The organism is Zhengella mangrovi (assembly GCF_002727065.1).
Taxonomy (GTDB): domain Bacteria; phylum Pseudomonadota; class Alphaproteobacteria; order Rhizobiales; family Rhizobiaceae; genus Zhengella; species Zhengella mangrovi.
On sequence record NZ_PDVP01000003.1, the window covers coordinates 385,917 to 398,389 of the forward strand.

The following is a 12,473-nucleotide window of genomic DNA, read 5'->3' on the forward strand; positions in this document are numbered from 1 at the left end:
AACGATGACCCGACATCCCACCTCCTTCGACTTCAGGGCGCTCTTGATCGTCGCCGCCATCGAAGTCGGTCTCGCCATGCTGAATTCGTCCGCCCTTGTCTCATGGAGCTATGATCTTCCGGAAAGCCGGTTCACCGAACCGGTCATCGCGGCGGCGGAAGGCTGGCACCAGGCCATGCAGGCAATCGGCCTCGCGGAGCCCTCCCGGCTGGTGGAGGACTGGCGCGGCGGCATGTGAACCGGGCAGGCGGACGGCACGCCTGCCCCGGGCGTCTTCGCTTGATGGCCTTCGGCCGGCCGTCAGTCGATCGCCACATAGGCCGAGGGATCGTCGCCCTGGAGCAAGACGACCTCGCCGGCCCGCCGTTGCAGGACCGCCCGCTGGTTCACGTAGCCCTTGTCGGTGATCTCCCCGGCATCGACGGCGGGCATGGTCTCCAGCAGCCGGGCGCGGGTCGCGTAGCGGGAAGAACCGCCGCCCCTCGCTTTCAGCCGCTGAAGGCCGCCGCGCACGTGGTCGCGCACCGCCGGGTGGTCGAGAACATCGCGCACCGGGGCGTCGTCACCGAGGCCGGCAAGCCGTTTGCAGGCGGGCAGGTTCGGAAAGACCAGGAACCCGACTTCCTCGGTGTCGTGACCCGTCACGACAATGTCCTGCGCGACGGGATCAAGGGCCGCGATGCCCTGGACCCGCAGATCGCCGACGCTCACCCAGGTTCCGGACATCAGCTTGAAATCTTCCGCGACGCGGCCGTCGAAGAAGAGGCCGGCCTCCGGATGGTCGGGATCGGCGAACCGCACGGCATCGCCGATGCAGTAGAACCCCTCGTCATCGAAGGCCTTGGCTGTCATCTCCGGGTTCTTCAGGTATCCGGGCGTCACGTTCGGACCACGCACCCGGATTTCCAGCTTGTCGCTGCTCGGGACCAGTTTCAGTTCCGTGCCGGGAACGGGCACCCCGATGTTGCCGCTTCGGTCCGCCTGGAAATGGCAGTCCGTCGCCAGGGGGGCCGTTTCGGTCGACCCCCAGGCGCTGACCATCGGGACCACGTGGCCGACCGTTTCCCGGCTCATGGTCTCGAGCGCACCCCAGAGATTCTGCGGCAGGGCAGCACCGGCATAGAAGATGAGCTTCGTTTTGGAAAAGAAGCTGCGGCGGAGGTCCTCGTCCTCGCGCAACGCCTCGACCAGCATGTCATAGCCCCGCGGCACGTTGAAACAGATGTCCGGCCCGACATCCTTCAGGTTCGCGATCGTGTGATGGAAGAGATGGGGGGCCGGTTTTCCGCAGTCGATGTAAAGCGTGCCGCCGTTCCGCAGCACCATGTTGAAGTTGTGGTTGGCACCGAACGTGTGGCTCCAGGGCAGCCAGTCCAGGACGACGGGCGGCTGTTCCTCCAGGAAAGGCCAGACCAGCGCCTTGGCCTCCTGGTTCGATGTCAGCATCCGGTGCGTGTTGATGACCGCCTTCGGAAGACCTGTCGAGCCCGAGGTGAACAGGTAGCGGGCCACCGTATCGGGCGTGATCCCCGCGAACGCAGCATCTGCCGAGGCGGAAACGGGCGATGCCGCCAGGTCCGGAAATGGCATGGCCATGCCGGTGCCCGACGGCCGGCTGGCGACAACGGTGAAATCGCCGAGATCGACGATCGCCGCCAGGGCCGGGGCAAACGCCGTTTCATCCGCGACATAGACGAGACCCGGAGCGAGAAGCTCGATCATGCTGCGCAGCTTCTCGTGATCCTTGGACATGAGGGAATAGGCCGGCGAGATGGTTGCGACCGGAACCCCGGCATGCATGGCGGCCAGCGCCAGCAGGGCATGATCGATCCCGTTGTCGGAAAGAATGGCGACCGGACGATCGGCCGACAGCCCCCTGGCCAGAAGTGCGCTGGCGATCGAGCGCACGCTGGCCAGTGCATCGGCATAGGAGACCCGCCTCCATGCATCCGCGGATGATGCCCGCTCCGCCAGGAAAACATGCCCGGGCGTCTTCTTTGCCCATTGGACGAGCCAGTCACCGATACATCGTGCAGGCTCCGGAAGTGGCACGGGATTGGACACGATCAGCGAACCGTCGCCTCTGCGCTCGACATGCGTTTGCGGCGCGGCAAACAGGGTCTGCGGATTGCTGGATGCGGGAGACGTGGAATTCATGGTGCCGACCTCACTCCATTTGCTTGCGGGCGTCATTTCTTACCCGTGATGCGGCCTTGTCCGGTTGGGCCTGCTGAAGTGTTATTGCATGACCGGCATTTGCGCCACAGGGCAAGGGATCTGGGCCCGGACATTGAACGGTGGCGGACGCATCCCGGCGAAGCCTGGCGGACAGCGGCCGGCCCCGGCAATCCTTTCCGGCGGCTTCGGCGCAAGTCCTGTATGGATGCCGGATTTCCAGGTCGTCACCCTCCGGGTTCCTTCGATCCGGAAACTGTGCTTTCCTGCCGGGTGAAGGCGATCCTGCGTACCGCCGACGCTGAACGGGAACGGCAACGGCTTCCGCTTGCCCGGCCCCGGTGGGGCGCGCGCAGGCAGCCCGGTGATTTTAGAAGAGTGCGCGGTCGGATGCCACAAAGGCCAGGTGAGTCAGTCTCCGAAGAAAACCGCAACCCGGACGCTGATGCTGACGCGATCCGGCAGATCTGCGACCGATATGCCAACGACCGGCACCGCATGATGGACATCCTCCGGGACGTCCAGGACCGTTTCCGCTGGATTTCGCCCGAAGCCATGGTCGAGATCGCCACCCGCACCGGCCTGACTCGGATTGCCGTTGAAGGCGTGGCCAGTTTCTACGCGTTCTTCACGCAGCAACCCGCCGGACGTGTGACGATCCGGCTTTGCGACGATATCGTCGACCGCTTTGCCGGCCTTCCCGAGGTGACCGCGGCTTTCGAGAAGGCACTCGGCATCGGCATCGGCCAGACGACACCCGATGGCGCCTTTTCCCTCGAATACACGCCGTGTATCGGGCTCTGCGACCAGGCACCGGCGGCAATGGTGAACGACATCGTCGTGACCGCTCTGACGCCGGAACGCGTGCATGAGATCGTCCGGCAGATGAAGGACGGCCAGCGGCCGGAAGATCTGGTCTCGCACCGTTTCGACGAGATCCGGCCCTACGAGCGTGCCGCCAGGATGGTGCAGAACAATGTCCGCCACGCCGGCGCGGTATTGCTGGGGCCGGTGCCACAAGACGCCGGCCTGGCAAAGGCGCTCGGCCTGTCTCCGTCGCAGATCATCGATGCCGTCGAGGCAAGCGGGCTGCGCGGGTGCGGCGGCGCCGGGTTTCCGACCGCCCGCAAGTGGCGCGCCGCGGCGGCGACCGGGGCCGAACGGCGGGTCGTGATCGGCAATGCCGACGAGGGCGAACCGGGAACGTTCAAGGACCGGGTCCTGCTGACCGAACGTCCGCACCTGGTGTTCGAGGGCATGACCATCGCGGCCCGGGCGATCGGGGCGTCCGAGGGCATTCTCTACCTGCGCGGAGAATACGTCTACCTGCGCGACCTGATCGAGGAAACGCTGGCCGAGCGCCGCGAAAAGGGCTTGCTGGGCAAGCGGATCATGGGCGTCGAGGGCTTCGATTTCGACATCCGCCTGCAGATGGGCGCCGGCGCCTACATCTGCGGCGAGGAAGGCGCGTTGATCTCGTCCTGCGAGGGCCTGCCCGGCGAGCCGAAGACCCGACCGCCCTACCCGGTCAACCGCGGGTATCTCGGCTTTCCGACCGTGGTGAACAATGTCGAGACCTTCAGCCACGTGGCACGCATCCTCGACCGTGGCGCCGGCTGGTTCTACGCCATGGGCACCGAGGGCAGCCATGGCACCAAGCTCTTCAGCGTGTCGGGCGACTGCATCAACCCCGGCATCTACGAACTGCCCTACGGCGCGACCGTCCAGGAACTGCTCGCGATGGCCGGTGGCGACGACGCCGAAGCCGTCCTCGTCGGCGGCCCGAGCGGAACGATGATCGCCCGCGACACCTTCGACCGGCGCCTGACCTTCGACGACCTCGCCACCGGCGGCGCCGTCGTGATCTTCAACGGAAAACGCAACATCCTCGAGATCGTCGAGTACTACATGTCGTTCTTCGTCCACGAGAGCTGCGGCTACTGCACGCCCTGCCGGGTCGGCAACGTCTTCCTCCAGAAGGCCATCGCCAAGTTCCGCGCCGGTCTCGCCAACCCCGGTGACATCGACTACCTCAAGGATCTCTCCGCGACGATCATCGAGACCAGCCGCTGCGGTCTGGGCATGACCTCCCCGCACCCGATCCTGACCACGCTGGAGAATTTCCCGCTGGTCTATTCGGCGATGGTCAAGCCGACCCGCGACCGGATCCGCGATACCTTCGACATCCAGTCCGCCATCGACGGCGCCCGCAAGCTCGCCAAGCGCCGGTCCTACATCTTCGACAAGGATTACGGCCAGTGAGCGGGTTCACCTTCACCATCGACGGGGTCGACGTCCCCGCCCAGGACGGCCAGACGATCATGGAGGCCGCCGACGCCGCCGGCGTCTACATCCCGCGCCTTTGCGACCACCAGGGCCTGCGTCACCAGGGCGGCTGCCGGGTCTGCACGGTCAAGGCTGCCGGGCGAAGCTTTTCGGCTTGCACCCAGCCCGCCACGCCCGGGCTGCAGGTCGAAAACGAAACCCCGCACATCAACAAGCTGCGCCGCGACCTCGTCGAGATGCTGTTCCACGAAGGCAACCACCTGTGCCCGATCTGCGAGGCAAGCGGCAACTGCGAGCTCCAGGCCATGGCCTACCGGCTCGACATGACCGCGCCCACCAAGTTCCCCTACCTCGAGCCGTCGCGCGCGCTTGACGCCTCCCACCCCGACATCGCGCTCGACACCAACCGGTGCATTTCCTGCGGGCGCTGCATCCGCGCCAGCCAGGACATCGACCGCAAGGGCATCTTCGGCTACGTCGGCCGCGGCATCCGGCGCCGCGTTGCCGTCGACGGTGCGGACCTGGCGCATACAGACGCGCAGGTGACCGACCACGCGATCTCGGACGATGTCTGCCCGGTGGGCTGCATCATCCGCAAGCGGGTCGGCTTTGCCACCCCCATCGGCGAGCGCAAGTTCGACCAGGGCCTGATCGGCCACGAGATCGAAGAGAGGGGCGATGACTGAGGAACCGCGCAAGGTCCGTATCGCCACCGCTTCGCTGGCCGGCTGCTTCGGCTGCCACATGGCGATCCTCGACATCGACGAGCGCCTGATCGAACTGATGAAGCTGGTCGAGATCGACCGCTCGCCGCTGACCGATATCAAGCGGTTTCACGGCCGCTGCGACATCGGCATCATCGAGGGCGGCTGCTGCAACGAGGAAAACGTCGAGGTCCTGCGCGACTTCCGCCGCCATTGCGACGTGCTGGTCGCGATCGGCCAATGCGCGATCATGGGCGGCCTGCCGGCCATGCGCAATGCGATCATGCATTCCGACGAGCCGTTGCGCGAATGCCTGGAGGAGGCATACATCTCCGGCCGCTACATCCGGAACACGACCCACGACATCCCGAACGACCCGGCCCTGCCCCTGCTGCTCGACAAGGTCTACCCGGTCTCGGAAGTGGTCGAGGTCGACTACCAGATTCCCGGCTGCGCCCCCACGGGCGACGTGATCTTCGAGACCCTCACCCGGCTTCTGGCCGGCCGGCTCCCGGGGTTCGAGCGGGAACACATCAAGTTCGACTGAGCCGGAAAGGCGCGCCATGAGCGAACCGAGACTGATCGAAATCTCGCCGCTGACCCGGGTCGAAGGTCACGGCAAGGTCACCATCCACCTGAACCGCGACAATGAGGTCGACGAGGCGCGGCTGCACATCGTCGAGTTCCGCGGCTTCGAGCGCTTCATCCGCGGGCGGCTGCTCTGGGAGGTCCCGGTCATCGTCCAGCGGCTCTGCGGCATCTGCCCGGTCAGCCACCACCTGGCGGCGGCCAAGGCGATGGACCAGATCGTCGGTGTCGACGAACTGCCGCCAACGGCGGAGAAGATGCGCCGGTTGATGCACTACGGCCAGGTGATGCAGAGCCACGTCCTGCACTTCTTCCACCTCGCGGCCCCGGATATCCTGTTCGGTTTCGACGCGCCGGCCGAGAAACGCAACATTTTCGAGGTCCTCCGGCAACGGCCCGAACTCGGCCGCCGCGCGATCTTCCTGCGCAAGTTCGGCCAGGACATCATCGAGGCGACCGCGGGCAAGAAGATCCATGGCACCGGCGCGATTCCCGGCGGGATCAACCGCAACCTCCCCGTCGAGACCCGCGACGCCTTCCTGGCGCGGATCGACGAGATGCAGGACTGGGCGATGGATGCGCTCGCGCTGGCCCGCGACTACACGCTGGAGCATGCGCTCCTCGTCCGCGGCTTCGCTTCATTCCCGTCGAACTACATGTCCCTGGTCCGCGAGGCGGACGGCGCGCTCGACCTCTACCACGGGTCGCTGCGGGCCGTAGGCGCCGACGGAGAGCCGATCTTCGACCGGCTTGCCTATTCCGGCTACCACGAGAAGCTGGTCGAGGACGTGCGCTCCTGGTCCTACATGAAGTTCCCCTTCATCAAGGAACTCGGCCCCGAGGCCGGCTGGTACCGTGTCGGCCCCCTCGCCCGGATGAACACGGTCGATTTCATCGACACGCCCGAGGCCGATGCCGCGCGCGATGAACTGATGGCGGTGACCCAGGGCTCACCCAACAACTCCATCCTCGTCAACCACTGGGCACGGATGATCGAGGTGCTGCACTGCCTCGAGAAGATCCGCGAGCTGCTGCACGACCCCGACCTGCAGGGCTCGGACCTGCAGGCCAGCGGCGAACGCCGCGAAGAGGGCGTTGGCGTGATCGAGGCGCCACGCGGCAACCTGATCCACCACTACCGCGTCGACGAGCACGACCAGGTCACCTACTGCAACCTCATCGTTTCGACCACGCACAACAACGAGGGGATGAACAAGGCCGTCAAGGATGTCGCGGTCAAGCACCTCTCGGGCCATGAGCAGATAACGGAGGGAATGCTGAACCACGTCGAGGTCGCGATCCGCGCCTATGATCCGTGCCTGAGCTGCGCGACGCATGCGCTCGGACAGATGCCGTTGCAGGTCGAGCTCTTCGACGCCGACGGCGCGCTTGTCGACAGCCGCACACGGGAGGCATGATGCTGGTCATCGGATACGGCAACCCCGGGCGGATGGACGACGGCCTCGGCCCCGCCTTCGCCGAACGGATCGCGGCCGCCGGACTACCCGGTGTCGAGGTGCAGCAGGACTACCAGCTCACGGTCGAACATGCGCTGGCGCTCGTCGCCACCGATCGGGTGGTCTTTGCCGACGCATTGATCGGGTCGGGCGGACCGTTCGATTTCAAGGTTGTCAAACCGGCCGAACAGGGCGATTTTTCCAGCCACAGCCTGTCGCCGGAAACGCTGATGGGGCTGGTGGCGACGCTTTATGGCGCGGCGCCGGAGGCGCACGTGATGGGGATCGCCGGCGTGGAATTCGGCGAGGTGAAAGAGGGGCTGAGCCCGCGGGCGGCGGACAACCTCGACCGCGCCGTCGCCTTTTTCACCGACTGGGCCTCGCGGTAGCGCGACGGCTCCGGCCTGCCGGTGACGGCTTGAAACGGGATGGCACGACGCGCTCGCGGAGCGGGTGGAAGGAGGCGTTGCAATGTGCACGACATGCGGCTGCGGCCATGACGAGGCGAAAGTGTCCGGCGAGGACCGGCACGCTCACGCCCATGCCCACGATCACCAACACGACCACGACCACGACCACCATCACGGGCCACTCCACGCTGCCCATGCACCCGGGTTCTCCGCGTCGCGGATCATCGAGATCGAGGAAAACATCCTCGCCCGCAATGACCACCTGGCGGCGCACAATCGCGAGGATTTCCTGCGCGATGGCATCCTGGCGCTGAACCTTGTTTCCTCCCCGGGGTCGGGCAAGACGACGCTGCTGGTGCGCACGGCGCAGGACCTTGCCGGGCGGATGCCGCTCTCGGTGATCGAGGGCGACCAGCAGACCGATCTCGACGCCGAGCGGATCCGCGAGACGGGCCTCGACGCCGTGCAGGTGAACACCGGGCGGGGCTGTCATCTCGACGCCGACATGGTGCGCCGGGCCGTGCGGAGCCTGAAGCCCGCGCGCGACGGTGTGCTCTTCATCGAGAATGTCGGCAACCTCGTCTGCCCCGCGGGCTTCGACCTCGGCGAGGCGGCAAAGGTGGTGATCCTCTCGGTGACCGAGGGCGAGGACAAGCCCTTGAAATATCCTGACATGTTCCGCGCGGCGCGGCTGATGGTGCTGAACAAGGCCGACCTTCTGCCCTACGTGCCCTTCGATACCGCGCGCTGCATCGACTACGCCCGGCGGGTGAACCCCCGGATCGAGGTGCTGACGGTGTCGGCCATGACCGGCGCGGGTTTGGAAGACTGGTACGGCTGGATCGAGGCGCGGCGTGCCGAGGCCACGGCGCTGGCGGTATAGAGCAATCCCGGCGGAAGTGGACACCGGTTTCGCGTCCGGAATTGCCTAAAAACAAAATGGAGCATTGAAGCGATCGGGCGAAGTGCGGAAATGCTCCGGCTTCAGCAGATCCGCGGCAACTGTTCGCCCGCGATCCAGTCGACCATCCGCGTCCCGCCGAACCCGGTGACCATCCGCACGAAACGCCGCTCGTCCTCAACGATCCGCCCGATGATGGCGCTTTGGCGCCCGCGGGGGTGCGCCTTCATGGCCGCAAGAAGCCGTTCGGCATCGTCCGGCGGGCAGACGGCGATCAGCTTGCCCTCGTTGGCGACGTAGAGCGGATCGAGACCCAGGAGTTCGCAGGCGCTCTGCACCTCGCGCCGCACCGGGATCGCCGCCTCGTCGAGTTCGATGCCGATGCCGGATTGCTGGGCGATCTCGTTCAGCGTGCTGCCGAGCCCGCCCCGCGTGGGATCGCGCAGGACACGGGTCGAAGGCACCGCGGCGAGCATCGCCCCGACGAGGTCGCCGAGCGGCTGGCAGTCGCTCTCGATATCCGACCCGAACGAGAGGTTCTCCCGCTTCGACATGATGGCGATGCCGTGGTCCCCGATCGGCCCGTTGATCAGCACCACGTCACCCGGGCGCGCCCGGTCGCCGCCGATATCGATGCCCTCCGGCACGACGCCGACGCCGGCAGTCGTGATGTAGATCCCGTCGCCATGGCCCCGCTCGACCACCTTGGTGTCGCCGGAGACGATGTCCACGCCGGCCTCCCGCGCCGCCCTTGCCATGCTGGTCGCGATCCGCTTCAGATCGGCAAGCGGGAAGCCTTCCTCGAGGATGAAGGCCGCCGTCAGGTACAGCGGCACGCCACCGCCCATGGCGAGATCGTTGACCGTTCCGTTCACCGCCAGCGCGCCGATATCGCCGCCGGGAAAGAAGACCGGCGACACCACGAAGCTGTCGGTACACATCACCAGCCGTCCGCCCGGCGGCGCCAGCAGCGCGGCATCATGCCCGCGCTTCAGCGCGGGGCTGTCGAAATGGGCCTGGAACAGCTGCTCGATCAGTTGTGCCATCGCCCGCCCGCCGGCCCCGTGGCCCAGGTCCACCTGGCCGCGCGCGATGTCCAGCGGCTGCCCGGTCCGCGTCATGCGCGCACCGCCGGCTTTTCACCCTGCCGGAAGCGGCCATAGGTCCAGTGCGCCGCGCAGGCCCCTTCGCTGGAGACCATGCAGGCGCCCAGTGGGTTGTCGGGCGTACACGGATTGCCGAAGATGCCGCATTCGCTGGGCGTCTTCTCGCCGCGCAGAACCTCGCCGCAGGCGCAGGCCTTGTTCTCGCGCGCCTCCGGCAGGTCCAGCCCGAAATGCCGCTCGGCATCGAACGCGGCGTATCCGTCCCTGATCTTCAGCGCCGAGTGCGGCACTTCGCCCAGGCCGCGCCATTCGAAGCTGTCGCGCAGGTCGAACACCTCGGCCATCATCGCCTGGGCAACCCGGTTGCCGTCGCGGCTGACGCAGCGGGAATACTCGTTCTCGACCGCCACGCGGCCGTCATTCACCTGCCGGACGAGTTGCAGGACCCCCTGCATCACGTCGAGCGGTTCGAACCCGGTGATGACCACCGGCTTGGCGTAATCGCGAACGAACTCCTCGTAGGGGTCCGTGCCGATGATCGTGCTGACATGCGAGGGGCCGACGAAACCGTCGAGGAGGACGCTCCCCTCACCGCGCCCGTCCAGGATTGCGCGCATCGCGGCAGGGGTCAGGACGTGGTTGCAGTGGACGAAGAAGTTCGTCAGGCCAAGGTCGCGCGCCCGCTTCACGGCGACAGCCGTGGGGGGCGTGGTGGTCTCGAAACCGATCGCGAAGAACACGACCGCGCGGTCCGGGTTTTCCGTGGCGATCCGCAGCGCGTCGGTCACGGCATAGATCATCCGGATGTCCGCTCCCCGTGCCTTGGCCTTCATCAGCGAATCGAACTTCGAGCCCGGCACCCGCATCAGGTCGGCATAGGTGCAAAGGATCACGTCGTGCTGGGTCGAAAGCGCGATGGCGGCATCGACGAGGCCCGCGGGCAGGACGCAGACCGGACAGCCGGGGCCGTGGATCATCCGGATGTTGGCCGGCAACAGGTCTTCGATCCCGTAGCGGGCGATGGCATGGGTGTGGCCGCCGCAGAACTCCATGAAGCGATAGCTGCGTCCGGACCCGGCCTCGGCCGCGATGGCCGCCGAGAGCGTTCGCGCCAGCTTCGGATCGCGGAATTCCTCGACATATTTCATGACGCCGCCTCGGCGAAAAGCGCAAGCGTGCGCTCGGCCTCCTCGGGGTCCAGCAGTGACAGCGCGTAGCCGACATGGACGATCACGTAGTCCCCCGGCTTCGCCTCCGGCACGAGGTCGAGGCAGATCTCCTTGGTGACGCCTTCCAGTTCTGCGTCGGCAAGCCCGTCCTCGCGGATGCGGAGGATCCGTGCGGGAATGGCGAGGCACATGAGCACTATCTCCCTGTTGCTCGCTCGGCATGAAGTGCCCCGGCGACGGCCTGGCCAAAACTCAGGCCCGCGTCACCGGGCGAAAGGTGCATCGGGCTGAGAACCGTCAGACCGGCGGCTTCGAGCCGGGCAGACAGATCCCGCTTCAGCACCTGGTTGAGGAAGCATCCTCCGCCGAGGGCCACCGTGGCAAGCCCTGTTTCCGTGCGCGCGGCAAGGATCTGGTCTGCAAACCCCGCCGCAAGCGTTCCATGAAAGAGGTTGGCCCCTGGAATGGTTTCCATGTCGGCGAGACGTGCGAGAAGCGCCGAGAAATCGAGCACGCCGCCGGCCAGGGTCCAGCCATCGGTCATGACCTCCGGCGCGGTCGCGAGCGCCTCGAGCTCCATCGGCGCCTGGCCTTCGAAATCCGCGGCCAGGCGCAGGTTCAACAAGCCGCAGGCGGCATCGAAGAGCCGGCCGCACGAACTGGTCATCGGGGCGTTGACACCCTTGTCGAGTATCCGGGCGAGCAAGGCAGCATGGGGCTGATCGGCATAGCGCTGCGCGATCTCGGACCCGCGCCCGAGCGTCCACAGCGCAGCCGCGCCCATTCGCCACGGTTCCCGCGCCGCCCTGTCACCGCCCGGCTGCGGCAGGAGCGAAAGGTGTCCGATGCGCCGGAAGTCCGGACCGTCGGCAAGCAGCAGTTCGCCCCCCCAGTTTTCGCCGCCGGGACCGAGGCCGAAGCCGTCGAGCACCAGGCCGAGCACCGGCCCTTCGTGCCCGTGTTCCCATTGGGTGGCAAGAACATGGGCGTGATGATGCTGCACGCCGAGCAGGGGCACACCGAGTGCCGTGGCCGCGCGCGTGGAATGGAAATCCGGGTGCAGGTCATGCGCGGCGATAACCGGTTGCGGCCGGCCCCGAAGCAGGTCCGCGCAAAAGGCCTCGTAGCGGTCGACGGCTTCCAGCGTTCCGAGATCGCCGGCGGCCGGGCTGATCCGGGCAACGGTTCCCTCTATGTGGCAGAGGCTTGCCTTCAGGTAGGCTCCCATGCCGATCGCACACGGCAGTTCGCGCGGCAGGTCCAGGATTGTTTCGCTGCCCCGCGTCTCCGGCTCCGGGATCGCGGAACCATGCCCGGTGGTGTCCACTAGCAGACCTCGATTTCCCTGACCCGTATCTCCTGGCCTGCCGTCACCCGAAGCGGGAACCCGCCGCAAAGCGGGCAGGCATCCAGCAGCGACGTTGCCCGGACGTCCTTTTCGCAATCGTCGCACCAGGCTTGGCCCGGCACGCGCACGATCTCGAGCGGGGCTCCGCTCAACGGCGTGTTGACGACGACGGCGGCAAAACAGAAGGCGAGCGCCTCCGGTTCGACATGGCTGAGGTCGCCAATCTCCACCGTGACCCGGATGACCTTTTGCGCACCCGCACGGCGCGCATGGTCTTCGCAGATCTGAAGAACGCTCTCGGCCAGGCTCATTTCATGCATTCGGTCTCG

General features: G+C 66.6%; 13 protein-coding genes. 7 read left to right on the plus strand and 6 right to left on the minus strand.

Annotated features, from left to right (window positions below; translation table 11 throughout):
* Positions 1-4: 4 nt before the first annotated feature.
* Positions 5-238 carry a hypothetical protein gene (locus tag CSC94_RS08575; protein WP_099305874.1) on the plus strand — a complete coding sequence of 78 codons (234 nt, stop codon included), beginning with the start codon at positions 5-7 and terminating at the stop codon, positions 236-238.
* A 62-nt stretch (positions 239-300) separates the two neighbouring features.
* On the opposite strand, the gene CSC94_RS08580 is transcribed toward CSC94_RS08575, so the two are convergent.
* Positions 301-2,157: a feruloyl-CoA synthase gene (locus tag CSC94_RS08580; protein ID WP_099305993.1), complete on the minus strand. Its 1,857-nt coding sequence runs from the start codon at positions 2,155-2,157 to the stop codon at positions 301-303.
* A 408-nt stretch (positions 2,158-2,565) separates the two neighbouring features.
* On the opposite strand from CSC94_RS08580, the gene CSC94_RS08585 reads away from it, so the two are divergent.
* From CSC94_RS08585 to hypB, 6 genes are all read left to right on the plus strand, one after another.
* Entirely contained in the window at positions 2,566-4,437 is a 1,872-nt protein-coding gene (locus CSC94_RS08585; protein WP_099305875.1) for an NAD(P)H-dependent oxidoreductase subunit E, read from the plus strand.
* Entirely contained in the window at positions 4,434-5,147 is a 714-nt protein-coding gene (locus CSC94_RS08590; RefSeq protein WP_099305876.1) for a 2Fe-2S iron-sulfur cluster-binding protein, read from the plus strand. Before CSC94_RS08585 ends, CSC94_RS08590 begins: the two co-directional genes overlap by 4 nt.
* Positions 5,140-5,712 carry an NADH-quinone oxidoreductase subunit B family protein gene (locus CSC94_RS08595; protein ID WP_099305877.1) on the plus strand — a complete coding sequence of 191 codons (573 nt, stop codon included), beginning with the start codon at positions 5,140-5,142 and terminating at the stop codon, positions 5,710-5,712. Before CSC94_RS08590 ends, CSC94_RS08595 begins: the two co-directional genes overlap by 8 nt.
* Positions 5,713-5,728: 16 nt before the next feature.
* On the plus strand, positions 5,729-7,171 hold the full coding sequence (locus CSC94_RS08600; RefSeq protein ID WP_099305878.1) for a Ni/Fe hydrogenase subunit alpha: 1,443 nt from the start codon (positions 5,729-5,731) through the stop codon (positions 7,169-7,171).
* The gene (locus tag CSC94_RS08605; protein ID WP_099305879.1) at positions 7,168-7,599 is read left to right on the plus strand and encodes a hydrogenase maturation protease; all 432 of its coding nucleotides are present in this window, start codon (positions 7,168-7,170) and stop codon (positions 7,597-7,599) included. The genes CSC94_RS08600 and CSC94_RS08605 overlap by 4 nt, the downstream gene beginning before the upstream one ends.
* Positions 7,600-7,681: 82 nt before the next feature.
* Positions 7,682-8,503 (plus strand): hydrogenase nickel incorporation protein HypB, encoded by an 822-nt coding sequence (gene hypB / locus CSC94_RS08610; protein WP_099305881.1) that lies wholly within the window; start codon positions 7,682-7,684, stop codon positions 8,501-8,503.
* A 101-nt stretch (positions 8,504-8,604) separates the two neighbouring features.
* On the opposite strand, the gene hypE is transcribed toward hypB, so the two are convergent.
* Genes hypE through hypA form a run of 5 tightly spaced genes read right to left on the minus strand, consistent with a single transcriptional unit; the run spans position 8,605 to position 12,464 of the window.
* Positions 8,605-9,642: a hydrogenase expression/formation protein HypE gene (hypE, locus tag CSC94_RS08615; protein ID WP_099305883.1), complete on the minus strand. Its 1,038-nt coding sequence runs from the start codon at positions 9,640-9,642 to the stop codon at positions 8,605-8,607.
* Entirely contained in the window at positions 9,639-10,775 is a 1,137-nt protein-coding gene (gene hypD / locus CSC94_RS08620) for a hydrogenase formation protein HypD (RefSeq protein ID WP_099305885.1), read from the minus strand. The genes hypE and hypD overlap by 4 nt, the downstream gene beginning before the upstream one ends.
* Positions 10,772-10,987 (minus strand): HypC/HybG/HupF family hydrogenase formation chaperone, encoded by a 216-nt coding sequence (locus CSC94_RS08625; protein WP_099305887.1) that lies wholly within the window; start codon positions 10,985-10,987, stop codon positions 10,772-10,774. The genes hypD and CSC94_RS08625 overlap by 4 nt, the downstream gene beginning before the upstream one ends.
* A gap of 5 nt (positions 10,988-10,992) precedes the next feature.
* Complete coding sequence (locus CSC94_RS08630) at positions 10,993-12,123, minus strand: Kae1-like domain-containing protein (protein WP_205853252.1); 1,131 nt, start codon at positions 12,121-12,123, stop codon at positions 10,993-10,995.
* Positions 12,123-12,464, minus strand: a complete 342-nt coding sequence (hypA, locus tag CSC94_RS08635; protein ID WP_099305890.1) for a hydrogenase maturation nickel metallochaperone HypA — start codon at positions 12,462-12,464, stop codon at positions 12,123-12,125. Before hypA ends, CSC94_RS08630 begins: the two co-directional genes overlap by 1 nt.
* Positions 12,465-12,473: the final 9 nt, after the last annotated feature.

What these genes read in the sequence shown, in the direction of transcription:
- hypE (WP_099305883.1), bottom strand. Translation starts at nt 9,642, where the DNA reads ATGACGCGGACCGGGCAGCCGCTGGACATCGCGCGCGGCCAGGTGGAC.
- CSC94_RS08600 (WP_099305878.1), top strand. Translation starts at nt 5,729, where the DNA reads ATGAGCGAACCGAGACTGATCGAAATCTCGCCGCTGACCCGGGTCGAA.
- CSC94_RS08595 (WP_099305877.1), top strand. Translation starts at nt 5,140, where the DNA reads ATGACTGAGGAACCGCGCAAGGTCCGTATCGCCACCGCTTCGCTGGCC.
- hypB (WP_099305881.1), top strand. Translation starts at nt 7,682, where the DNA reads ATGTGCACGACATGCGGCTGCGGCCATGACGAGGCGAAAGTGTCCGGC.
- CSC94_RS08575 (WP_099305874.1), top strand. Translation starts at nt 5, where the DNA reads ATGACCCGACATCCCACCTCCTTCGACTTCAGGGCGCTCTTGATCGTC.
- hypD (WP_099305885.1), bottom strand. Translation starts at nt 10,775, where the DNA reads ATGAAATATGTCGAGGAATTCCGCGATCCGAAGCTGGCGCGAACGCTC.
- CSC94_RS08580 (WP_099305993.1), bottom strand. Translation starts at nt 2,157, where the DNA reads ATGAATTCCACGTCTCCCGCATCCAGCAATCCGCAGACCCTGTTTGCC.
- CSC94_RS08585 (WP_099305875.1), top strand. Translation starts at nt 2,566, where the DNA reads ATGCCACAAAGGCCAGGTGAGTCAGTCTCCGAAGAAAACCGCAACCCG.
- CSC94_RS08625 (WP_099305887.1), bottom strand. Translation starts at nt 10,987, where the DNA reads ATGTGCCTCGCCATTCCCGCACGGATCCTCCGCATCCGCGAGGACGGG.
- hypA (WP_099305890.1), bottom strand. Translation starts at nt 12,464, where the DNA reads ATGCATGAAATGAGCCTGGCCGAGAGCGTTCTTCAGATCTGCGAAGAC.
- CSC94_RS08605 (WP_099305879.1), top strand. Translation starts at nt 7,168, where the DNA reads ATGATGCTGGTCATCGGATACGGCAACCCCGGGCGGATGGACGACGGC.